Below are 23716 nucleotides of genomic sequence, written 5' to 3'. Positions count from 1 at the left end.
ATATACGCTAGCAGCTACAGTTACTGTAGTGCGTTGCTTGCGTCCATAGAACCCAACACCTGCGCCAGCGACTCGTGGTTGATCTTGGTTTGAAAGCTTACGGGCACGCCTTGGGCCTTTAGCGCTTCAAAAAATCGCTTGGCGCTTTGGATTTTGAAGGCCTCTTTCTGCCCCAGCTCCGACAGGTGGTCGTAGCCCTTGGTTTCCACTACCAGATACAGCGCTTGGGCGCTGCCTTTGTGCATCAGCGCGTAGCCAAAGTCGGGGTTGTAGTGCCCCACGGGCGTGGGAATGTTGATCTTGGGCAGCTTAGCAAATACGGCCACGCGGTCGATAGTCGATTCGTCTACCGTGTCGCGCTCAATCTGGCTGTCTACCGGCATCACCGCTTCGACAAACAGCGACTTGCGCGCCACGGCGGCATTGGTCAATGCATGCATCTCTTTGCCACACAGCGCGGCAGGAATCGTCTGTAACAGCGCGCCTGTGGCATCGGTCAGGGCGGTTTTGATCCGTACTTCGCGCAGCTCGTAGCGCACCACGTTGATGATCAGCTCGTAAATGCTCCATACAAAGATGTCTTTCAGCACCGCCAGCGCCCGGTTTTCGTTCTGGCGCACCAGGTCAAATTTGGCCGCTGGCATCTGCGCCAGCACACTGGCAACGGTGGCGTAGCTCAGCTTGGTGGCATTGGCCAGTTCGCGCACAAATTCGGCCAGCGTGTAGATGGACTGGGCGGCAATGGCGTAGCTGGCCTGGCTGGTTTCCACCTGGTGCGGGCTGTGTACGTGGTGGCTGCGGGTCACGTTCAGCGTCAAAGGCCGCACGTCAAAAGACGTATCAATGCGCGCCAAAATTTTCTCGACCAACCGTTCCGTATCCAGCTCGTAGTGCACTACGGCATCGCGGTTCAGGTTGTCCCAAAGCTGCTTGAATTGGGTAAATTGGCTGGGGTTTACGGTCAGCTTTGGGACCGCCCGGTCGGGCTTGTGCCGTACCTGCCCATAGCCATCAAAGTACCGGTCCAGGTAATCCAACATGTTGGCCGCATTGGCCCCCTCCACCCGCTGGATGCGCGCCAGAATCGGCTCGCGCTGGGCCTGGTACGTGCTGCGCTCCATAGTGATGGTGGCTTTGCCGCTCAGGTCGTCAAGCGCAATCACCCCCAGCTCGGCCAGCGCATCCAGCACTCGGTTAGCCACCCGCGTGCTCATGGCCACGCCAAACTCGGCCAACACCGCATCGTCAAACACTTTGGCCACGCGCAGCACGCTGTGCCCGGCAATCTCGGCCTGGATAGAGGCCACAAAATCGCCCTCGGTGGCAGGCACCACCACCACCAGCTCATTCACCTCCGCGAAGGCAGGGTCGTCCGAGGTGATGCGCTCCAGGTTTTGGTTCACCGCCAGCCGCAAGCCCCGGCCAATTTGCTGCAGCTTGGTGATCTTGGAGTTGCTAGGGGCCAGCTTGCACAGGGTAAAAATGTTGGGGTTGTCCCAGCCTTCTTGCAGCGCCCACATCGAGAAGATGAAGCGCAGGTCGGTGTCGAACGAGAGCAGTTTTTCCTTCTCTTGCAGAATCAGCTGAATGGCCTCTTCCTCGCCCTTCTCGCTGTGCGAACGGGCAAAGTAGCCCTTGTGCACCGCCGACACGTTGGTCGCGCTGCGCTCCAGATATTTGCGGTATGCGGCATCCAGCTGGGGCCGGGCCAGCGCCTTGGCCAGTTCCACCCGGTACACCGCCTCAAACACATCGCGCAGCACGGCAGGCTGCTGGCCCTCGGGCAAATACTTGGCCACCGCGTCAATGAAAAACAGGCTCAGCGACTTGATGCCCAGCTTGAACAGCGCCTCTTCCCGCTCGAAGTGGTTCTGGATGCTGCGCTCCACAATCAGCCGCTGCATCTGGTCGGCCAGCATGCCGTAAGACGAAGCCTCGCCCAGGGGCAAGGCAAAACCATTGGTAAACAGCACCTCTTTGGCCGTTACCGACTCCACCACATAGGCTTGCAAATACGCAATGCCCGTCTTCAGCCCCAGGTTGTCTTTGGCCACCAGCGCTGTCGTGGCATGCTTGCCCGCCGGGGTTTGATAACCCACCTGCGCCACCCGCTCGGCCCCCTTGCCCGCCACGCCGTTAAAGCACAGCGCGTAGGCATCCATCTCGGCACTGCCCACCGTGTCCACCGCAATGCCCTTCACCAGCCGCTGGCGAAACGCCTCCAGGCTGTCCAGTGTGTAAATCAGATTTTTGTATTTCAGGTCGTCTTTGCCTTTGTCTTTGAACGTAGCCCCAAAGCGCAGCGTGAACAGCGGGTTGAAGCGGCCCAAATACTCCAGCGTCTGCTTGCCCTCAAAGCGGTGCGGTTCGTCAATGATCAGCACCGGGCGAATCGTGGCCAGCGCCTCCATATAGCTCTTGGCGTGGCCAAACAAATTGGCCTCCACGCCGCGCTGGTTGATGGCGTTTTTGTCCTTGTTGAACGACTGGTAGGTGGCCACCAGCACATGGATGCCCGCATTCGCCCCGTGGATGAAGCCCTGCACCGTGCGGCTGGAATAGTTGTAGACGTTGATGTGCTGGTTGCTATATTCCTTGGCAAAAAACGCCGCCGTACTGGCCAGGCTCTTTAGCGTGCCCTGCCGGATCGCGTTACTGGGCACCAGGATGATGAACTTGGACAGCCGGTGCTGCTGGTGCAGCTTGTGCAGGGTCTCGATGAAGGTAAAGGTCTTGCCCGTACCGGTTTCCATCAGCACATCCAGATTCAAGGCTGGGGTGGCCGTGGTGGGCACTTGCACCTCGCCCGCGCTAACACCATGGGCAGTGCGCCGCCGCACGATGTTGGCTTTGAGGGCGGCTGCCGACTCCGCCGGGCGGAACACCGGGTTCATCTCGCTGCCCACAGCGGGGTAGAAGTGCACGTCGGTAAACACATCGGCAATGCTTTGCACTGCATTGGACTGGTGTTGCAGGCGGGTGTATTGAAATTGGCGGGTCATGGCTTACCCGATTTTTTGGGCAAAGCCGTTTTTTGTACGCGCCGTTCCATCTTCACAATGTCTTCTGCGGGCGGCAAGTTCTCAGGCATGGTGCCGCCAATTTCGCGAATGGTTTGGCGCACCTTCTGGCCGACATCAAAGTGCGCCTGGTTGGCTTTGAGTTTGCCTTGGATGTTCTCGCGCCGCAGCTTGTCTTCGGCCTGCGTAGCGCGAAACAAGTTGGCCGCTAGCTCAGTACTGCCCATGTGGTCGAGGATGTTGTCTTTGGGCTTCAGCCCCTTTTTTTGCTGTATGCCTACACGGTCCAGGCCACCGTACAGCCCTTTGTAGCCAAAGTTTTGGAACACCGCAAACTCCAGGGGCTCGATCACACCTGCGTCTTTGGCGGCACTGGCCAGACTCTTATTGTGTTTTTTAATCTCGTCGCGCAGCATCAGGCGTTTGGCCTCTTCCGACTGGGGCAGTGCGTTGGCTTCCTCGGCATCGCGCTTTTCTTGCCTGCGGGTTTGCAGGGCGAAGTAGGTTTGTGCAAAAGCCACCGGCTTTTTACGGGCATCGCCGTTCTGTGCCACCAGATAGCAGGCGTAGCGGGTCAGTTGAATATCGTCTATCGGGCGGCTTGCGCCCGAGCCAATTTCGACCATGTTAATGGCGTCATTGAAATGGTCCGACACCGGTCTGCCCGAGGCTTCGCAGGCTATTTTTGCTTTGTCAATCACCTTGGAAAAGTTCTGCCAAGAGCTTGCATAGCCCAGCAAAACTTGCAGGCCACGGGCGTACCAAAACTCCACGCCCGGATCATCGCCCTGGCCGTGGTTGTGGGCCTCCGCCTCAAACTGGGCGATCAATTGCGCAATCGCACCATCACCCCAGTCTTTATTGCTTGCTGTTGCCATCACGGTCTCCTGTGCCATTAACCGCGCAAGCGCAGTTTGTCGCTGGAATAGCCCAGGCTCTCCGCCACGGTTTTGATGCCCTGCATGAAGTTGTCGTCGCGCATCCAGGGGGCGTACACCGTCAGGTGCAAGGCTGGGCGGCCTTCGGTTTTGAGGCGGGTCAGGGTGTCGGTTAGCACATCCAGCGACAGGGCGCGCAGCACCAGCGCCACGCTGCCCGATGCGTCGGCGGCCAGGTACAGCACACCGTCTAGCAACGGCTCTAGCCGGGTCGTCAGCGGCAGGCCCTCGGCCAGCAGCAGGTTGTAGAGCACCTGCTCGGTGGACTGTGCGTGCGGCGTGGCGAAGAAGGACAGGTCGGCCTGCGTGGCCTGCGCCAGTGGCTTGCCCAGCATCAGCGCGTCGGGGTCGTCCACCAGGTCGAAAACGCGAAAGCCGGTGTCTAGCGGGGTGGCTTCTGTGGCCAGCAGCGTGCCAAGGGCGGCGGTTTTGGCAGCTAGCTCGGCTTGCAGCTTGGCCCCGGCGCGGCGCAGGCGCTCGGCGGTGATCTCGAAAATCGTGGCCGGTTTGCCCAGCGTTTCTGTCACAAAGCGGTGCGCTTCCTTCTGCTTTTTGGGGTCGATGGGCTGGGGGATTTGCACCAGGATGCATTGGCGGTTGCCACCGTCTTCGGCATTCAGGCGCATCACGGCTTCGGCGGTGGTGCCGCTGCCGGCGAAGAAGTCGAGGATGATGGCCTGCTTGTCGCCGCCGCTGGCGTATTGGATGAGTTTGCCGATCTCATCCGTGTCTTTGGGATTGTTGAAGACGTTTTTGCCCAGCAAGGCCCGCAGGTGCCGCACCGCCACCTGCGACTGGGTGTAAAAGTAGCTGCCGCGCACCTGGGTGGCCAGGGCCTCTTCTTCGCTCTCGCCATCGGCTTCTTCGGCATCGTTATCGTCAGGCTGCTCCAGCTCTTGGGCAATGGGTTTGATGTGCGCCTTGCGAAACGGTGGCTCGGTGTGGTCGGCTCGAAACGCCACCAGTCCCAGGTCAATTTGTCTTTGCATTTCAATCGGGTTGGAATATCGCCAGCCTGCTTCTGGCACTTTGCAAGGCAACCCGGTGACGTTGTGCAGCACGTCGTAGCGTTGGCCGCCGCCGCCGGGCCAAGAGATATCGCGGTCACGCCAAGGGCCGTGGGCATCTACGCGTTTGTAGCGGCTCCATTTTTTAGACGGATGACCCTTGGGTAGGCTGGAGAACCAGCTTTGCAGGTCGGCTTCAATCCGTGCGTCTTCTGTGCCATGCTGCGCGCGCAGAGCGCTGTAGGTGTCCCAAATGTCGCGGGCGCCGGGCTTTTCTTCACGCCACACGGTGCCTTGGTCGCGCAGGGCGTGTTGCGACTTGGCGTAGACCAGCATGTACTCGTGGCCGTTGGAAAAAAACTTGGCATCGTTTTTTCGGCCTTTTTCCCACGTCAGGCAGGAGACAAAATTTTCTTGCCCAAACACCTCATCGCACAGCAGCTTCAACTGCGCCTGCTCGTTGTCGTCGATGCTGATAAAGATCACCCCGACATCGCGCAGCAGGTCTTTGGCCAGCAGCAGGCGCGGGTACATGAAACTCAGCCAGCCGCTGTGGGTTTTGGCACCGTAGATGTTTTTGATGTAGTCGATGTTGTCGGCCGCGTAGCCCAGTTGCTCCAGTATCTGGCTCTGGTTGGCGGAAAAATCATCGCGGTAGATGAAGCCGTCGTTTTGGGTGTTGTATGGCGGGTCGATGTAGATCAGCTTGACTTTGCCAAAGTAGCTGTGGCGCAGCAGGCGCAGGGCATCCAGGTTGTCACCGCGCAGCAGTAAATTGCCGGTTGCATCCCAGTTTTGGCTGTCTTGGGGCAGGGGTTGCAGGATTTTTTGCACCGGCAAAAAGGCGCTGTGGTAGGCCTCGCGCTTGCCCACCCAGCGCAGTTCGTAGCCGTCTTCTTCCACTTGTAACCCTGCCGGGTCTACGGCCAGTTGCAGTAGGGCGGCGTTGACGCGGTAGCGGCCCTGGGCATCGACCTCCAGCACCTGCGGAAAGTGCTTTTGCAGCATTTCGATGTTGCGCAGGTGGGCCGACAAATCGGGCAGGACGGGTGGGTTCTTTGAGGGCATGGTGCGGGCGCGGTCGGGTGGGGGGCAACAGGTGTTGCTGGCCAGGGCTTAGCCGGGCGTGGCCCAGCAGTTTAAGCGATGGTGTGCGCGGCAAATGCGCTGAATGCAGGCTGCATTTATAAGGGTCAAATATGGCTGTAGCGCACGTAAATTAAGCGCTAGTAGCTATTCTTTTTACTACACCCTAGCTGTCGCTGCGGGATTGGTCGACCCACACCAGCTGGTCTACCGCGATGCCTATTTGCTGCGCCTTGGCCAGCAACTGCGCGCGGATGTCGGCGGGCAGCTGCTTGTCACGCGCCAATATCCACACGTAGCTGCGGTCGGCCCCCACCACCATCGCCCAGCGGTAGGCCGGGTCTAGTGCCACCACGTGGTAGCCGCCGTAAAACGGGCCGAAGAACGACACCTTGAGCGAAGCGGTGCTGGGGCTGCCGGTGAACTTGGCCAGGCCCTCGGCTTCTTTCCAGGTGTTCTTTTCACGGTTAAAGCCCCGGTTGATGACTTGCAGGCTGCCATCGGGCTTTAGCGTGTAGCGGGCGCTCACATTGTCCAGCCCGCGCTCGAAGGAATGGTCGAGCCGGGCGATTTCAAACCACGTGCCTGCGTAGCGTGTGGCATCAAACGGGGTGACCGCCGTGATGCCCTCGGGCAGGGCGGTGGAGCAGCCGCCCAGGACGAGTAGGCAGGCCAGTAGCAAGGAACGGCGTTGTGTCATAGATTTATAAGAAATAGGCCGATGGCGCATATACAGTGTGCGCTAGCAGCTATAAAAACAATAGTGCTATCCGCCCAGCACCGGAAACAGCTTGTGCAGCCCGTCGGCCATCACCTCTACCGCCAGCGCGGCCAAAATCAGGCCCATCAGGCGGGTCATCACGTTGATGCCGGTTTTGCCCAAGATGCGGGCAATCGGCCCGGCCAGGGCAAAGCACATGGCGGTGGCCAGGCCGATCACCACGCCGTAGCCGACCAGGGTGGCCAGCTGCCAGATGTCTTTGGCCCTGTCGGCGTAGATCACCACGGTGGACATGCTGGCCGGGCCGGTGAGCAGCGGTATGGCCAGCGGCACCACGGCGATGCTGGCGCCCACGGCGGCGCGTTCGGACGCGTCTTGCAGTTCGGTGGCGTTGGACTTGGCCTCGGCGGGCTGGGCGTTCAGCATGTTCAGCGCCGAGCTCAGCAGCAGCAGGCCGCCGCCCACCTGGAAGCTGGCCAGCGAGATGTTGAAGAATTCCAGAATCTGCAAGCCCAGCAGGGCGCTCACGGCAATCACCACAAACACACTGAACGACGACACCCAGATGGTGCGGCGGCGCTGCGCCTCCGAAAAGCTTTGCGTGTAGTGGATGAAAAACGGCACGATGGCCAGCGGGTTGACGATGGCCAACAGGGTAATGAGGGGTTTGAAGTCCATAGCGGGCGAGCTTAACGGCAGCGGCTTACAGTCCCCCCACTTTTAGGAGTTTGCCCATGTCTACTTTCACCGATTTGACCGCCGCCGACGGCTTTGTGTTCCCCGCCTACCTAGCCCAACCTGCGGGCACGCCCAAGGGTGCGGTGGTGGTGCTCCAAGAGATTTTTGGCACCAACAGCCACATCCGCGCCGTGGCCGATGGCTATGCGGCGGCGGGCTATCTGGCGGTGGCCCCGGCCCTGTTCCACCGGGTGCAGCCGGGTGTGGACCTGGGCTACACGGCCGCAGACATCCAGGCCGGCATTGCCCTGAAAGCTGCTGCCGAGGCGCTGGGCGTGGCCACGTTGATGCTAGACGTGCAGGCCGCCGTGGCCTATGCGGCGCAGGCTGGCAAAGTCGGCTGCGTGGGCTACTGCTGGGGCGGCTTGTTGGGCTGGCGCGCTGCCTGCCTGGTGTCGGGCCTGAGCGCAGCGGTGACGTATTACGGCGGCGGCATGACGGCGGCGGCCGAGGTGGCCCGCACGCCGCAGGTGCCGGTGCTGTCGCATTTTGGCGAGCGCGACCACAGCATTGCGCTGGACACGGTGCAGGCCTTTGCCCAAGCACACCGGGCGGTGGAGCTGCACCTGTACCCGGCCGACCACGGCTTCAACTGCGACCAGCGCGGAGCATTTGACGCACCGGCGGCGGCACTGGCGCGGGAGCGGTCGCTGGCGTTTTTTGCCGAACACCTGGGCGGATAGCCTGGCATTCGGCCGACTGCGAGGGTTTCCCTAGGGGCGCGCGTCCGGCTGGCGCGGGAGTCCGGGGGCACAATAAATGGGACAAGCACAAGCCCGGCGGGGGGCTTGTGCTTCATCTGTTTCTTATGGGTGCAGGGACGTTCAATATGGTGATGGATGTACAGCGACTGGTGTGGATGCCCTTGGGGCTGGGCTTGGCAACGCTGGGTGGAGTCTGGCTGGTCCAGCCCCCTGCGGACGGCGTGCAGGCAGCTGTGGCGGGGCTGGGCATGCTGGTGGTGTCGCTTGCGGGCGCAGTGCTGGTGCGGCGCAGCCTGCGGGCGCTACAGACGCAGTGCCAACAACAGCGCACGGTGCTGGACAGCCTGCCTTTCCCGGTGTGGCTCAAAGATGCGCAGGGCGTGTACCGGCTGGTCAACCAGGCCTACGTGGAGCGGCTGAAGTTGCCCAACCAATATGCGGTGCTGGGTAAAAACGACTTTGAACTCTGGCCAACCCCCTTGGCCGAGCAGTTTCGCCAGCGCGATGCCGAGGTCATTGCCAGCGGCGAGGCCCGCCGCAGCGAGGAGCCGCTGGGCGACCTGTCGGATGCGCGGTGGGGCGATGTTTTCAACATCCCGCTGTGCCAAGGCCCGTGGCAGGGCGGCTTGGTGGGTGCGGCGATCGACATCAGCCAGCGTAAACAGATAGAAGTCGAGCAGCAGCAACGCGAGCGCTACCAGCGGGCCTTGCTGGACAACTTTCCTCTGAACTGTTGGCTCAAGGACACCCAGGGCCGATTTTTGGTAGTGAGCGGGGGTGTGGTGCATACGCATGGCTTCCACAGCCCGCAAGACATGCGGGGCAAGACCGACTTTGACCTGGCGTCCCATGACCGCGCGACGCAGTTCATGGCCGACGAGCAACAGGTGATGCAGACCCTGCAAGCGCTGAAGATTGAGGCGCGGGAGGATTGCTTCGACCCGCCGCGCTGGTACGAAACGGTCAAAGCCCCGGCTCTGCTGGATGGCGAGCTGGTTGGCACGGTGGGTTTCTCGTGGAACATCACCGACCGCAAATACACCCAAGACCGGCTGCACTTGCTGGGTGCCGCGCTGGACCGGGTGGTCGATTCGGTGTTTCTGATACCGGCTGGGCAGGTTACTTTCTACTATGTGAATGCCAGCATGTGCCAGGCGCTGGGTTACAGCCAGTCCGAGCTCACCGGCGGCATGACGCTGTATGACATCGACCTCGACTTCAAGCCCGAGGCATTGCCGGTGATGCTGCCTGCGCTCCGGGCACGGGGCTTTCTGCGATTCGAGTCCCGCCACACGCCCCGCCACGGGGCCAGCTATTGCGTGGAGGTGAGCGTCAGCCTGTTTGAATTTGAGGGGGTGCAGTATGTGCTGTCCACCTGCCGCAACATCGACGAGCGCAAACAGGCTGAGGCCCACCTGGTGGGCCTGAACCGCGCCCTCACCCTCACCAGCGCCACTAACCTTGCGGTGGCCAAGGCAACCCAGTTGCCGGACTTGCTGGACGATATCGCCCGCCTGATGGTGGAGCTTGGCGGCTTCACTACAGTGGGTATTGGCCGCGCCGAGACGGATGCCCGAAAAAGCATCACCCTGGTCGCCAGCCACGGGGTGTTGGCCGAACACATGCGCGTTCTGCCGCACAGCTGGTCTGGGGGGGAGCTGGGCTTTGGCGTCATGGGCCGCTGCATCGAGTCTGGTGAGTTGATCCTAGTGGCCGATGTCAGCACCGACCCCCGCGTCATGACCGGGCCGGGCAGCGCCCAAGCGCTGGGCGTGCGCTCCATGCTGTGCCTGCCGCTGCCCGGTGCGGATGGCGTGTGGGGGGCGATTTTTGTGCACTCCAACACGGCGGAAAGCTTTTCCGAAGACGAAATCCGCCTGCTCGGCGAGGCCGCCAACAACATCGCCTACGGCATTCGCGCCCTGCTGGCCCAGGTCGGCATGCGGGCGGCCGAACTGGCGCTGAATGAATCCTCCCTGGCGCGGCAGATTGCCGAAGAGGCCAGTAAAGCCAAGAGCGACTTCCTGGCCACCATGAGCCACGAAATCCGCACCCCCATGAACGGCGTGCTGGGCATGGCCGGCCTGCTGCTGGACACCCCGCTCAGCGACGAGCAGCGCGAATACGCCGAAACCGTGCGCAACAGCGGCGAATCCCTGCTGCGCATCATCAACGACATCCTGGACTACTCCAAGATCGAAGCCGGCAAGCTGGAGCTGGAGCTGCTCGACTTCAACCTGCGCACCCTGATGGACGAAGTGGCCGACGTGGTGGCCTTCCGCATCGGCAACAAGCCGGTCGAATGCGCCTGGGTATCGCAGCCGCAGGTGCCGTCCCGGGTGCGCGGCGACCCCGGCCGCCTGCGCCAGGTGCTGCTGAATTTGGCGGGCAACGCCACCAAGTTCACCCTGCAAGGCGAAGTCACCATCGACCTTAGCCTGGTGGCCGACCAGGGCAGCGAAATGGTGCTGCACTTCGAGGTGCGCGACAGCGGCATCGGCATCACGCCAGACAAGCTGGCCCAGCTGTTCACCCCCTTCACCCAGGCCGATGCCTCCACCACCCGCCAGTACGGCGGCACCGGGCTGGGGCTGGCCATCTCCAAGCAACTGGTCGAGCTGATGGGTGGCCGCATCGGCGCCCGCAGCGTGTTGGGCCAGGGCTCGGTGTTCTTGTTCGAGCTGCCGCTGGGCATCCCGCTGGGGCCCCGGCTGGACGAGGTCGAGCGCCCCATCCACGCGGTAGAAGGCCTGCGCGCCCTGGTGGTCGATGACAATGCCACCAACCGCCGCCTGCTGGAGCTGCTGCTGCACAACTGGGGCATGCAGGCCGTCAGCGCCGTCGATGGCCTGGACGCGCAGCGCGTGCTGGCCGCCGAGCACGCCGCAGGCCGCAAGCTGCACGTGGCCATTCTGGACATGCAAATGCCCGGCATGGACGGCGAAGTTCTGGGCCGCTGGATGCAGGCCGACCCACTGTATGGGCAGATCCCGCTGGTCATGCTCACCTCGGTGGCCCGCCGGGGCGACGCGGCCCGCCTCACCGATGCCGGGTTTTCTGCGTTTTTGACCAAACCCATCAAGGGCGCGCAGCTGCTGCGCTGCATGCAAACCGTGCTCGCGCATGGCGCGCCCCCGCCGCCGCCCGCACCCACGCCACCGCTGGTCACCCGCCACACCCTGGAAGAAGCCCAGCCCAGCGCCCGCGTGCTGGTGGTCGAAGACAACGCCACCAACCAAAAACTGGTGCGGGCCCTGCTGGGCAAATGGGGCCACAGCGTGCACACCGCCGAGCACGGTGGCGAGGCCCTGGCCCTGCTGCTCCAGCACCCGTTTGACGTAGTGCTCATGGACTGCCACATGCCCGAGATGGACGGCTACGAAGCCACCCGCCGCATCCGCGCAGGTGAAGCCGGGCCGCAACACCAGGATGTGCCCATCATCGCCCTCACCGCCAACGCGATGGTCGGCGACCGCGCCACCGCCATCGCTGCAGGCATGGACGACCACATCAGCAAACCCATCGACGCCCCGGCCCTGCGCGCAGCGGTGCAACACTGGCGCGGCCTGCGCTCTGGGGGAGTCACCTTGTTCGAGCCGCCACCAGAGGATTTCAGTCTGGCGCTGCTAGGCCGATACTATGGCGATGACCTGGCGCGGGTAACACCCCTGCTGCCCGGCCTGCTGGAAGACCTGCAACACCAACTGCCCGCCCTGCACACCGCACTGGCCCGCCGCCAGAGCGGTGAAGCCCGGGTTCGGCTGGACGCGCTGGCCCGCATGGCCGACGCACTGGGCGGTGCCGCCCTGGCCCAGCAGGCGCGGCGGCTGCGCCAGGCCTTGGCCCAGCCGCCCGCGCGCTGGCCCGAGCCGGGTCTGGATGCGCTGGTATTGCGTTTGGGAGCGGCCATCTTGGCCAGGTCTACAACAGGGAGTGCTGCATGGATGTAGTGATCGTGGACGACGTAGACATCAACCTGATGTTGCTCAACCGCCTGATGGACCAGGTCGGCGGCTGCCGCGTGCACTGCTTTTTAAAGCCCGTGGAAGCACTGGCGTTTTGCCAAACCAGCATGCCCGACCTGCTGCTGGTGGACTACCTGATGCCCGAGCTGGACGGCATCAGCCTGGTGCGCCAGCTGCGCGCCACACCGGGGCGCGAAGACATCCCGGTGCTGATGGTCACCGCCAGCGACGAGCGCAGCGTGCGGGTCGAGGCGCTGGAGGCCGGGGCCAACGACTTCCTCGCCAAACCGCTGGACCGCACCGAATTTTTCGCCCGCACCCGCAACATGCTGGCCCTGCGCCGCCACCAGATCCGCTTGGCCGACCGGGCCCAGTGGCTGCAAGAAGAAGTCGCCAAAGCCACCGCCGAGCTGCGCCTGCGCGACCGCGAAACCATCGCCTGCATCTCCCGCATCGCCGAACACCGCGACCCCGAAACCGGCCTGCACACCCAGCGCATGGCCCACTACGCGCAGCTCATCGCCCAGCATTTAGGCCTGCCCGCTGACACCCAGCAACTGCTGCTGGATGCCGCGCCCATGCACGACGTGGGCAAGGTCGGTATCCCCGACAGCATTCTGCTCAAACCCGGCAAACTCGACGTGGCTGAATTTGAAATCATGAAAAACCACAGCCGTATTGGCCATGAGGCGCTGGTGGTCGGCCACTCCCAGCTCATGCAAATGGCCGCCACCATCGCCATCGCACACCACGAAAAGTTCGACGGCAGCGGCTACCCCGCCGGACTGGTGGGCGAGGCCATCCCCCTGGTGGGCCGCATCGTCGCCGTGGCCGACGTGTTCGACGCCCTTACCAGCGCCCGTCCCTACAAAGCCGCTTGGCCGGTAGACCGGGCCCTGCAACTGCTGCGCGACGGCGCGGGCAGCCACTTCGACCCCGCCTGCGTAGATGCCTTCATGGCCCAGTTGGACGCCGTGCTGGCCACCAAAGCCCGGCTGGACGACCCGGCGCACACCGGCCATACGGCATGAACATCCAGCTGGTCGGCACCGCTGCCACCCCCGGTTGTGATGCCGTGCTGCGCACGCTGTTGCAGGCCTGGGGCCACGCCGTGCTGGACGATGCCACTCAAACCCCCGCCGAGCTGGTGCTGCTCGACCTGGACGGTGCTGCCGCTCTGGACCACCCCACGCGTCCGGCGCTGGGTCTGGTCACCCTGGACTACCCTGGCACCGCCGAGCGCTGCCAGGCTGCCGGGCTGCACGACCTGCTGGCCAAACCCGTCCACCCGGCCCAGCTGCGCGCCGCCATCGAAACCGCCACCGCCGTGGCCCCAGCTTTCGACTACGCCCAGGCCCTGGCCCTGGCCGACCCCTGGATCGTCGGCGTGATCGCCCCCCAGTTCAGGCAAGACTGGCCCCAGCAGCTCGCCGCCCTGGAAGCCGCCACCCAGCGTGCCGATGCCCCCACCGCCCACCGCCTGGCCCACACCCTCAAGGGCCTGGTCGCGAACTTCCACGCCGACCCCCTGACCCGCATGGCCCTGGCCCTGGAAGCCGACAGCGCCCAATGCGCCACCCCCGCCTACCAGGCCCAGGTAGCGGCCTTGCGCGGCGAACTGGCGCAGCTAGAGATTGCCCTGGTGGCGTTTTGTTTGGTGCACCCGGATGCTATGTAATAGATAGCTGCTTGCGCAGGTGGAATATGCGCCAGAGACCAATTTTGTTTAAAAATTAGCCGCTGGTACGCGCAAGGTAGCGCTTGCGCCAGAACACCAGCCCCATCGCAATGGCGATCGCCCCCATCGCGCCCAGCGCCCACCAAAAGCCGCTTTGCTGGTGCAGCAGCGGGATGAAGTCGAAGTTCATACCAAAAATCCCCGCAATCAGGTTCAGCGGCAGGAACACGGCGGTCAGCACGGTCAGGGTGCGCATGATGTCGTTGGTGCGGTTGCTTTGCACGCTGAAATGCATCTGCACGGCGGTTTCCACGCTCTGCTCCAGCCGCTGCACGTGGTGTACCACCCGCTCGATGTGTTCCAGCACGTCGCGGCTGCGCACTTGCAGCAGCTCGCGCTCGCGGGCGGCAGCGGGGCTGTCGGCCTCGGGCCAGGTTTTTAGCGCCTCGATCCAGTCCTGGAGGGCGGCGCGCTGCTCTTCGCACACGTCGTCCAGCTGGTGCAGCGTGAGCCGCGCGTCGAGCAGAGCGCTCCAGTTGTTGAAGCGGGTGGCGGGCTTGAGCAGCTCGGTTTGCCAGTGGTCGAGCTGGCGGGTCAGCTCGCGGCGCAGGTCCAGGTAGCCATCGACCATCTGGTTGACGATGCGCAGCATCAGGTCGGCCGGGCTGGTGGGCACGCGTGCGCCGCTGGCCTGCAGCCGCTCGGCATAGCTGTCGCGCACCGCGCAGTCGCCGGGGTGCACGGTGAGCAGCACCGTGTCAAACACGGCAAAGCCCACCGGGTCGGTGTTAATGCGGCGCAGGATGGGCGGGCCGCTGCGCTTGGCCGTGGGGCTGGGGGTTGCCCCGGCCAGCCCGGTGGCCAGCCGCCGGAACACCAGCAAGTCGTACTGCGAGGTGTAGTCGTAGCGCGACGGTAGCTGCGGGTTCAGCAGGTCTTGCACATGCAGGTCCACCAGCGGGTTGCCGCCGAGCAGTTGCAGCATGGCCTGGAGCGCGGGCTGCTGGGCCTCAAATTCGCCGCGTGCGCAGGCCACCCACACGTAGCCGCCGGGCACGGGCGCAGTGGGCAGGGCGCTGACTTCCGCCACGCTGGTGCCAATGATGGTGAAAATGCGCATGCTGGAGGATTTATAACAAATAGGCCGCTAGCGCAGGTGGAACCTGCGCTAGTAGCTATGGTTTTAGGACTGAAGCAGGCGGGCTGCGTCCAGCGCAAAGTAGGTCAGCACGCCATCGGCCCCAGCGCGTTTGAAGGCCATCAGGCTCTCCAGCATCACCGCGTCGTGGTCCAGCCAGCCATTCAAGGCGGCGGCTTTCAGCATGGCATATTCGCCGCTGACCTGGTAGGCGAAGGTCGGCACGGCAAATTCATCCTTCACCCGGCGCACGATGTCCAGATACGGCATGCCGGGCTTGACCATCACCATGTCGGCCCCCTCGGCGATGTCCAGCGCCACTTCGCGCAGCGCCTCGTCGCTGTTGGCGGGGTCCATCTGGTAGGTTTTCTTGTCGCTCTTGCCCAGATTCGCGGCCGAGCCCACCGCGTCGCGGAACGGGCCGTAGAAGGCGCTGGCGTACTTGGCGCTGTAGGCCATGATCTGGGTGTGGATGTGGCCGTGGGCTTCGAGGGCGGCGCGGATGGCACCAATGCGTCCGTCCATCATGTCGCTGGGGGCCACGATGTCCACGCCCGCAGCAGCCTGCGCCAGCGCCTGCTGCACCAGGGCGGCAATCGTCGGCTCATTCACGATGTAGCCGTTCTCATCGGGCAGGCCGTCCTGGCCGTGGCTGGTGTAGGGGTCCAGCGCCACGTCGGTCATGATGCCCAGCCCGGGGTAATGAAGTTTGAGCGCGCGCACCACGCGGGGCACCAGCCCGTCGGGGTTGAAGGCTTCTTCACCGCCATAGGTTTTCAGGGACTGGTCGATCACCGGGAACAGCGCCATCACCGGGATCTGCAGCCGCACGCATTCGGCCGCCACCGGCAGCAGCAGGTCCAGGCTGAGCCGTTCCACGCCGGGCATCGAGGCCACGGTTTCGCGGCGGTTCTCGCCGTCCAATACAAACACCGGGTAGATCAGGTCGTGCGCGGTCAGCGTGTTCTCGCGCACCAGGCGGCGGCTGAAGGCGGTGCGGCGCAGGCGGCGCGGCCGGCCGGCAGGGTAGGGGGCAAAGGTGGTCATGGCCAAAATTGTGCCCCATCCTGATAAGCCCTCTTGAATCTGCCAGCGGCCTTTGCTAAATTGCCAGTGGGGCGGCTCTGGCCGTCCTCCCGCTTCACCTCCCTGAGCGGGGCCCCACGGTGGCAACACCTGCGGGCTTACTGCCCTGGCTTTACCGTCGGGGCATTTTTTTGGGCGCTGCATTCCTGACATGCCCGGCCTACACTCCCCCGCATGCTCTGGATCAAATCTCTCCACATTGTTTTCGTCGCCAGCTGGTTCGCTGGTTTGTTCTACCTGCCGCGCATTTTTGTGAACCTGGCGATGGTCGCCCCGGGCTCAGACGCCGAGCGGGAGCGGCTGCTGCTGATGGCGGGCAAGCTGCTGCGCTTCACCACGATTCTGGCCGTGCCCGCGTTGGCGTTGGGGGGCTGGCTGTGGCTGGGCTACGGCATCGGGCGCGGGCCAGGCAATGCCTGGATGCACGCCAAGCTGGCGCTGGTGCTGCTGGCGCTGGGCTACCACCACGGCTGCGCGGTGCTGCTGCGCAAGATGCGCGCCGGGGCCGCCATGCGCAGCCACCAGTGGTACCGCTGGTTCAACGAGGTGCCGGTGCTGCTGCTGCTGGCCATCGTGGTGCTGGTGGTCGTCAAACCCTTTTAACCACGCGGTGCGGCGGATGCACAAAACCTCGGCCTGGCCTTTGGCGCTGCTGTATGTGGGGCTGGTGCTGTATGCCAGCCTGTACCCGTTTGACAGCTGGCGCGACCAGGGCATTAGCCCCTGGTTTTTCGTCACCGCGCCGCTGCCCAAGTACTGGACCGGGGTGGATGTGGGCATCAACATCGTCGGCTATGCGCCGCTGGGGTTTTTGCTGGCCCTGAGCGCCTTGCGCACCGGGCGCGACCGGGCTCCGGTGCTGGCTGCCACGCTGGGGGCGTGCCTGCTGTCGCTGGGCATGGAAACCCTGCAAAGTTTTTTACCCGTGCGGGTGCCGTCCAACGTGGATTGGGGGCTGAACACCGCCGGAGCCTGCCTGGGCGCGGTGACCGCCGCGCTGCTGGAGCATTGGGGGGCCATCGACCGCTGGAGCCAGTTCCGCACCCGCTGGTTTGTGGCCGATGCGCGCGGCGAGCTGGTGCTGCTGGCGCTGTGGCCGGTGGCCTTGCTGTTTCCGGCGGCGGTGCCGCTGGGCCTGGGCCAGGTGCTGGAGCGGTTGGAGGCGGCCCTGGCCGATGCGCTGGCCGACACGCCGTTTCTCGACTGGCTGCCGGTGCGCGATGTCGAACTGCAACCGCTGGTGCCCAGTGGCGAGCTGCTGTGCGTGCTGCTGGGGGTGCTGATTCCCTGCCTGTTGGGCTATTGCGTGGTGCGCCATGTGGGGCAGCGGGCGGTGTTTGCGCCGCTGGTGGTGGTGCTGGGCCTGGGCGCGGCGGCCCTGTCGGCCGGGTTGAGCTACGGCCCGGTGCACGCGCTCGACTGGCTGAGCCTGCCGGTGCAGGTGGGCCTGTGGGCCGGGCTGCTGCTGGCGGGCATGCTGGTGTGGCTGCCGCGCCGGTTCTGCGCGCCGCTGGTGCTGTTGGCCTTGGCGCTGCACCTCGGCGTGCTGAACCAGGCCCCCACCAGCGCCTACTTTGCGCAAACTTTGCAGACCTGGGAGCAGGGCCGCTTCATCCGCTTCCAGGGGCTGGTGCAGTGGCTGGGCTGGCTGTGGCCGTATGCCGCGATGGCCGTGGTGGTAGGCCGCATCGCCCGCCCGGTAGCAGATACCTAAAATACCGCCATGACCGAATCCACCCCGCCAGCACCGTCTTACTACGGCCGCCACATCTTCTTCTGCCTGAACGACCGCACCAACGGCGAAGACAGCTGCGCCCACCACAACGCCCAGGCCGGTTTCGACCACTGCAAGGCGCTGGTGAAAAAGGCGGGCCTGTCCGGTCCCGGCCAGGTGCGCGTCAACAAAGCCGGTTGCCTGGACCGCTGCGCCGCCGGGCCGGTGGCCGTGGTGTACCCCGAGGCGGTTTGGTACAGCTTTGTGGACGAGAGCGATATCGACGAGATCGTCGAGTCGCACCTGAAGAACGGCCAGGTGGTCGAACGCCTGGTGACCCCGGCGCACCTGGGCCGCTGAAATTTAAGCTTTTTAGGCCACTAGCGCATATTCCACCTGCGCAAGTAGCTATCAATTTGGTAGTAAATCCGTGAATGCATCCACCCAGCGCCTGGCTTTGACCGGCCCCGCAGGCGCTATCGAAGCCGTCATCGACCACCCCGAGGGCACGCCGCGCGGTGTGGCCGTCATCGCCCACCCGCACCCGCTGTTTGGCGGCACGATGGACAACAAGGTGGTGCAAACCATTGCACGGGCCTTTGTGCAGGCGGGCTGGAGCGCGGTGCGCTTCAATTTTCGCGGTGTAGGGGCCAGCGCAGGCGTGCACGACGCAGGCACGGGCGAGCTGGAGGACATGCTAGCCGTGGTGGCGCAGGCCGCGCCCGCCGACCAGCCGTTGGCGCTGGCCGGGTTTTCGTTCGGGGCCTTCGTGACCAGCCACGCCGTGGCCGCGCTGTGGGCTAGCCGCCCGTTAGAGAAGCTGGTGCTGGTCGGCACGGCCACTTCGCGCTGGACGGTCGCCACCCTGCCGCCCGAGGTCCACGAGCGCACCCTGACCGTACACGGCGAGCTCGACGACACCGTGCCCCTGGCCTCGGTGATGGACTGGGCGAGGCCGCAGATACTTCCGGTTACCGTGGTGCCCGCAGGCGGCCATTTCTTTCACGGACAATTGCCGCTGTTGAAAAACCTGGTGCTGCGCCACCTGCGGTCCTGAATTTTTCCTGAACTTCTCTGCCCGTGTGCCGCTCGTACACGGGTTTTCCCTTGCTCTGGTGAGCGTTTCACCCCCCCCTTTTTTTGAACCCCCTCCCATGAACTATTTCTTGCAGGCTGTTGCCGCGCCCGTACTGGCGTCTGTTTCCCTGATCGCCGCCGCCCAGTCGGTCACCGGCCCCGAAATCGCCGCCAAGTCTTATATGGTGGTGGACGTGACGGCCAACCAGGTCTTGCTGGCCAAAGACGTGGACATGCAGGTCGAGCCCGCCTCGCTGACCAAGCTGATGACGGCCTATATCGTGTTCGATGCGCTGCGCAGTAAAAAAATCAGCCTCACGCAAACCCTGCCCGTCAGCCTGAAAGCCTGGAAGATGCCCGGCTCGCGCATGTTTATCGACCCCAAGATGCAGGTCCCGGTGGAAGACCTGATCAAAGGCATGATCGTGCAGTCGGGCAACGACGCGACGATGGCGCTGGCCGAAGGCGTGGGTGGCACGTCGGAGCGCTTTGTTGACATGATGAACGCGCAGGCCAAGGCCCTGGGCATGAAGTCCACCGGCTACCGCAACCCCGAGGGTCTGACCGAAGCCGGCCACACCACCACCGCCCGCGATTTGAGCATTCTGGCCACCCGTTTGATGCATGACTTCCCCGAGTACGCGCACTACGATGGCATGAAAAAATACCACTACCCCGGCACCCCGGTCAGCAACGAGAACAACCGCAATGGCCTGCTGTTCCGCGACCCCACCGTCGATGGCCTCAAGACGGGCCACACCGAAGCCGCAGGCTACTGCCTGATCGCCACCGCCAAGCGCGACTTCCCCAATGTCGGCAGCCGCCGCATCCTGACCATCGTGTTGGGCACCGCCAGCGACAACGCCCGCCTGAACGAATCGCAAAAGCTGCTCAACTGGGGCTATACCGCCTATGAAGGCGTAAAGCTGTTCGATGCCAACCAGGCCGTGGCCACGCCGAATGTGTGGAAGGGCAAGACCCCCACCATGCGACTGGGCCGCACCGAGGCTATCGTGGTGGCCGTGCCGTCGGGCAATGCCGCCAAGGTCAAAACCGAGATTGTTCGCCCCGATCCGCTGGTGGCTCCGTTCACCAAGGGCCAGGCCGTGGGCTCGCTGAAGGTCACTTTGGGCGAACAAACCCTGCTGACCGTGCCGCTGGTGGCGTTGGAGGGTGTCGAGCAAGCCGGTATTCTGGGCCGCGCCTGGGATGCCATTCGTTTGTGGATCAAGTAATTCCTATAAGTAAGCACACGCAAACATTTATAAACCACCAGATGTTTGCGTTGGCAATCCCAAAAAGCTATACTTGAAGGCTTTTCGGAAACTTCCGAAGGGATTCACGTTTTCTGTTAGTTTTAAACGTTTAGGGACGTTTTCTTTGTCAAGGAGGCTTTAGTGCCAACCATTAACCAGCTAGTACGTCAGGGGCGCGAGGTCGAAACGATCAAGTCCAAGAGCCCTGCGATGCAAAATTCTCCGCAACGCCGTGGCGTTTGCACCCGCGTCTACACCACGACGCCTAAAAAGCCCAATTCCGCTTTGCGTAAGGTTGCCAAAGTGCGCCTGACCAACGGTTTTGAGGTCATTTCCTACATCGGCGGCGAAGGCCACAACCTGCAAGAGCACAGCGTTGTGCTGGTGCGCGGCGGCCGTGTCAAGGATTTGCCCGGTGTGCGTTACCACATCGTGCGTGGTTCGCTCGACTTGCAAGGCGTGAAAGACCGCAAGCAGTCGCGCTCCAAGTACGGTGCCAAGAAGCCAAAGGCTAAGTAAGCTGATTCGGTTTTTTGTAAATACAAGGTGTTGTCTCCCGCGTGGCGCGGTGATGCAACGTAGTGACCCGTGTTGGGTCGAGTAAGTGAAAACCAAAATGGTTTTTGCGGTGTCTGCCAAGATGCCAACTGAAGCAATTAAGAGGTGAAAAAATGCCACGTCGTCGCGAAGTCCCTAAACGTGAAATCCTGCCGGATCCTAAGTTCGGCAATGTTGAGCTGTCCAAATTCATGAACGTGATCATGGAAGGCGGCAAAAAAGCGGTCGCAGAGCGCATCATTTATGGTGCCCTGGAGTTCATCGAAAAGAAGAACCCCGGTAAAGACCCCGTTGAAGCCTTCACCCTGGCTATCAACAACGTCAAGCCCATGGTGGAAGTGAAATCCCGCCGCGTGGGTGGAGCCAACTACCAAGTTCCGGTCGAAGTGCGCCCTGTGCGTCGCTTGGCTCTGAGCATGCGTTGGTTGAAAGAAGCTGCCCGTAAACGTGGCGAAAAGTCCATGTCCCTGCGTTTGGCTAACGAGTTGATGGAAGCCACCGAAGGCCGTGGCGGTGCCATGAAGAAACGTGACGAAGTCCACCGTATGGCTGAAGCCAACAAGGCCTTCTCGCACTTCCGCTTCTAAGCCCACCCTCGGCCGACAAGCCCGTTCCATCCGATTTTGGATGGCGGGCTTGTTGCCATTAACGAAAGAGAACTATGGCTCGCCATACCCCTATTGAGCGCTATCGCAACATTGGTATTTCCGCGCACATCGACGCGGGCAAGACCACAACCACCGAGCGCGTGCTTTTCTACACCGGTGTGAACCACAAGATTGGTGAAGTGCATGATGGCGCCGCCACCATGGACTGGATGGAGCAAGAGCAAGAGCGTGGCATCACGATCACCTCGGCTGCCACCACCTGCTTCTGGAAAGGCATGGCTGGCAATTTTGATGAGCACCGCATCAACATTATTGACACCCCTGGTCACGTTGACTTCACGATTGAAGTTGAGCGTTCGATGCGCGTACTGGACGGCGCTGTGATGGTGTATGACGCCGTTGGCGGCGTGCAGCCCCAGTCCGAAACCGTGTGGCGTCAGGCTAACAAGTACAAAGTGCCCCGTTTGGCTTTCGTCAACAAGATGGACCGTACCGGTGCCGACTTCTTGCGCGTTCGCGAAATGATGATTCTTCGCCTGAAGGCGAACCCTGTTGCGATTCAGATTCCAATCGGTGCTGAAGAGAACTTCAAGGGCATCGTGGACTTGGTCAAGATGAAAGCCATCATCTGGGACGAAGACAAGGGCGTTACTTTCACCTACAACGATATTCCCGATAACTTGGCAGCAGTGTGCGCCGAGTACCGCGAAAAATTGGTGGAAGCGGCTGCGGAAGCCAGTGAAGAGCTGATGAACAAGTACCTCGAAGGCGAGGCACTGACCGAAGAAGAAATCAAGGCGGCTATCCGCAAGCGCACCATCGCTGGTGAAATCCAGCCGATGTTGTGCGGTTCTGCGTTCAAGAACAAGGGCGTTCAGGCCATGTTGGATGCGGTCATTGAGTACATGCCTGCACCGACGGATATTCCGCCAGTGAAGGGTCTGGGCGAAGACGACGAAGCCATTACCCGTAAAGCGGATGATGGTGAGAAGTTTTCTGCGTTGGCATTCAAGCTGATGACCGATCCGTTTGTCGGCCAGTTGACCTTTGTGCGCGTCTACTCCGGCGTGCTGAAAAAGGGCGACACAATCTTTAACCCGATCCGTGGCAAAAAAGAGCGTATCGGCCGTATCGTGCAAATGCACGCCAACAACCGCGAAGAAGTTAGCGAAATTGTCGCTGGCGACATCGCCGCTTGTATTGGTTTGAAAGATGTGACCACGGGCGAAACCCTGTGCGATCCATCGGCCATCATCACTTTGGAGCGCATGATTTTCCCTGAGCCGGTGATTACCCAGGCTGTGGAACCCAAGACCAAGGTGGACCAGGAAAAGATGGGCATTGCCTTGCAGCGTCTGGCGCAAGAAGATCCTTCGTTCCGCGTCAAGACCGACGAAGAATCGGGCCAAACCCTGATCGCCGGTATGGGCGAGTTGCATCTGGAAATTATTGTTGACCGCATGAAGCGCGAATTTGGCGTGGAAGCCAACGTGGGTAAGCCACAGGTTTCCTACCGCGAAACCATCCGCAAGACCGTGGAAGATGCCGAAGGTAAGTTTGTGCGCCAGTCCGGCGGCAAGGGCCAGTACGGTCACGTGGTCTTGAAGATCGAGCCCAATGAACCCGGCAAGGGCATTGAGTTTGTGGATGCGATCAAGGGCGGCACCGTGCCCCGCGAGTACATCCCGGCGGTTGAAAAGGGCATCAATGAAGCCGTGACCCAAGGCGTTCTGGCCGGTTACCCGGTAGTGGACGTGAAGGTTACGCTGCATTTCGGCTCTTACCATGATGTCGATTCGAACGAATTGGCGTTCAAGATGGCCGCCATCTTCGGTTTCAAGGAAGGTTGCCGCAAGGCGGGCCCCGTGATTCTGGAGCCCATGATGGCCGTGGAAGTCGAAACGCCTGAAGACTATGCCGGCAACGTGATGGGCGATTTGGCCTCGCGTCGCGGTATGGTTCAAGGCATGGAAGACATGGTTGGTGGCGGCAAGGCCATCAAGGCCGAAGTGCCGCTGTCGGAAATGTTTGGTTATTCCACCACGCTGCGTTCCATGTCCCAAGGACGTGCCACGTACACGATGGAATTCAAGCACTACTCGGAAGCCCCACGCAATGTGGCCGAAGCCATCATGGCCAGTCGTGCCAAGTAAAAGTTGATAGAGCGAATCTTGGCTTTGGCCGAGATGCGCTTCGTTCGATCCCCCTGTCTGCGATGGTGTGCCGCCTTGTTCCCGTGCGAGGCGATCCAGCAACACTGTGCAGACGTTAAACCTGACACGGGAATTAGCTCTTTGGAGAATTGAAAAATGGGAAAAGAAAAGTTCACACGTACCAAGCCCCACGTCAATGTGGGCACCATCGGCCACGTTGACCACGGCAAAACCACCCTGACCGCCGCCATCACCACCGTGTTGGCAGC

The 23716-nt window shown here is 62.5% G+C and carries 20 protein-coding genes; 13 read left to right on the top strand and 7 right to left on the bottom strand.

Annotated elements, in window-relative coordinates:
- Positions 1-20: 20 nt before the first annotated feature.
- The 5 genes from AC0969_RS15140 to AC0969_RS15120 form a co-directional block, all read right to left on the bottom strand.
- The gene (locus AC0969_RS15140; protein ID WP_479624980.1) at positions 21-3002 is read right to left on the bottom strand and encodes a restriction endonuclease; all 2982 of its coding nucleotides are present in this window, start codon (positions 3000-3002) and stop codon (positions 21-23) included.
- On the bottom strand, positions 2999-3898 hold the full coding sequence (dinD, locus tag AC0969_RS15135) for a DNA damage-inducible protein D (RefSeq protein ID WP_479624979.1): 900 nt from the start codon (positions 3896-3898) through the stop codon (positions 2999-3001). The genes AC0969_RS15140 and dinD overlap by 4 nt, the downstream gene beginning before the upstream one ends.
- 17 nt (positions 3899-3915) lie before the next feature.
- Positions 3916-6033, bottom strand: coding sequence for a site-specific DNA-methyltransferase (locus tag AC0969_RS15130; RefSeq protein WP_479624978.1), 2118 nt, complete (start codon positions 6031-6033; stop codon positions 3916-3918).
- 184 nt (positions 6034-6217) lie between these two features.
- Positions 6218-6751 carry a lipocalin family protein gene (locus AC0969_RS15125; protein ID WP_479624977.1) on the bottom strand — a complete coding sequence of 178 codons (534 nt, stop codon included), beginning with the start codon at positions 6749-6751 and terminating at the stop codon, positions 6218-6220.
- Between the two features lie 66 nt (positions 6752-6817).
- Entirely contained in the window at positions 6818-7450 is a 633-nt protein-coding gene (locus AC0969_RS15120; protein WP_479624976.1) for a MarC family protein, read from the bottom strand.
- A gap of 56 nt (positions 7451-7506) precedes the next feature.
- Here AC0969_RS15120 and AC0969_RS15115 point away from each other — a divergent pair, with 56 nt between their 5' ends.
- The 4 genes from AC0969_RS15115 (at position 7507) to AC0969_RS15100 (ending at position 13857) form a co-directional block, all read left to right on the top strand.
- Entirely contained in the window at positions 7507-8193 is a 687-nt protein-coding gene (locus tag AC0969_RS15115) for a dienelactone hydrolase family protein (RefSeq protein WP_479624975.1), read from the top strand.
- Positions 8194-8345: 152 nt separating this feature from the next.
- Positions 8346-12164, top strand: a complete 3819-nt coding sequence (locus tag AC0969_RS15110) for a response regulator (protein WP_479624974.1) — start codon at positions 8346-8348, stop codon at positions 12162-12164.
- Complete coding sequence (locus AC0969_RS15105; protein WP_479624973.1) at positions 12155-13210, top strand: HD-GYP domain-containing protein; 1056 nt, start codon at positions 12155-12157, stop codon at positions 13208-13210. The genes AC0969_RS15110 and AC0969_RS15105 overlap by 10 nt, the downstream gene beginning before the upstream one ends.
- A complete protein-coding gene (locus AC0969_RS15100) occupies positions 13207-13857 on the top strand; it encodes an Hpt domain-containing protein (protein WP_479624972.1) in 651 nt (216 codons plus the stop codon). The genes AC0969_RS15105 and AC0969_RS15100 overlap by 4 nt, the downstream gene beginning before the upstream one ends.
- Before the next feature lie 55 nt (positions 13858-13912).
- On the opposite strand, the gene AC0969_RS15095 is transcribed toward AC0969_RS15100, so the two are convergent.
- On the bottom strand, positions 13913-14977 hold the full coding sequence (locus AC0969_RS15095; protein ID WP_479624971.1) for a magnesium transporter CorA family protein: 1065 nt from the start codon (positions 14975-14977) through the stop codon (positions 13913-13915).
- A 63-nt stretch (positions 14978-15040) separates the two neighbouring features.
- Positions 15041-16042, bottom strand: coding sequence for a porphobilinogen synthase (gene hemB, locus AC0969_RS15090; protein ID WP_479624970.1), 1002 nt, complete (start codon positions 16040-16042; stop codon positions 15041-15043).
- A gap of 213 nt (positions 16043-16255) precedes the next feature.
- Between hemB and AC0969_RS15085 the strand changes: the two genes are divergently transcribed.
- From AC0969_RS15085 to AC0969_RS15045, 9 genes are all read left to right on the top strand, one after another.
- Positions 16256-16684 carry a CopD family protein gene (locus AC0969_RS15085; RefSeq protein ID WP_479624969.1) on the top strand — a complete coding sequence of 143 codons (429 nt, stop codon included), beginning with the start codon at positions 16256-16258 and terminating at the stop codon, positions 16682-16684.
- 16 nt (positions 16685-16700) lie between these two features.
- The gene (locus AC0969_RS15080) at positions 16701-17795 is read left to right on the top strand and encodes a VanZ family protein (protein ID WP_479624968.1); all 1095 of its coding nucleotides are present in this window, start codon (positions 16701-16703) and stop codon (positions 17793-17795) included.
- Between the two features lie 9 nt (positions 17796-17804).
- Positions 17805-18155 carry a (2Fe-2S) ferredoxin domain-containing protein gene (locus tag AC0969_RS15075; protein ID WP_479624967.1) on the top strand — a complete coding sequence of 117 codons (351 nt, stop codon included), beginning with the start codon at positions 17805-17807 and terminating at the stop codon, positions 18153-18155.
- Between the two features lie 70 nt (positions 18156-18225).
- A complete protein-coding gene (locus AC0969_RS15070) occupies positions 18226-18852 on the top strand; it encodes an alpha/beta hydrolase (RefSeq protein WP_479624966.1) in 627 nt (208 codons plus the stop codon).
- 97 nt (positions 18853-18949) lie between these two features.
- Positions 18950-20107, top strand: a complete 1158-nt coding sequence (locus tag AC0969_RS15065) for a D-alanyl-D-alanine carboxypeptidase family protein (RefSeq protein ID WP_479624965.1) — start codon at positions 18950-18952, stop codon at positions 20105-20107.
- Between the two features lie 162 nt (positions 20108-20269).
- Positions 20270-20647 carry a 30S ribosomal protein S12 gene (gene rpsL, locus AC0969_RS15060; RefSeq protein ID WP_011466063.1) on the top strand — a complete coding sequence of 126 codons (378 nt, stop codon included), beginning with the start codon at positions 20270-20272 and terminating at the stop codon, positions 20645-20647.
- 152 nt (positions 20648-20799) lie between these two features.
- Positions 20800-21273 carry a 30S ribosomal protein S7 gene (gene rpsG / locus AC0969_RS15055; protein WP_076196149.1) on the top strand — a complete coding sequence of 158 codons (474 nt, stop codon included), beginning with the start codon at positions 20800-20802 and terminating at the stop codon, positions 21271-21273.
- 74 nt (positions 21274-21347) lie between these two features.
- Entirely contained in the window at positions 21348-23447 is a 2100-nt protein-coding gene (gene fusA, locus AC0969_RS15050) for an elongation factor G (RefSeq protein ID WP_479624964.1), read from the top strand.
- A 156-nt stretch (positions 23448-23603) separates the two neighbouring features.
- The coding region (locus AC0969_RS15045; protein WP_207776369.1) for a GTP-binding protein at positions 23604-23716 on the top strand (113 nt) is incomplete at its 3' end.

Source organism: Rhodoferax sp. LB1P47 (genome assembly GCF_056521445.1).
The sequence above is the reverse complement of the archived record's forward strand: the minus strand, read 5'-3'. Positions and strand labels throughout refer to the sequence as shown.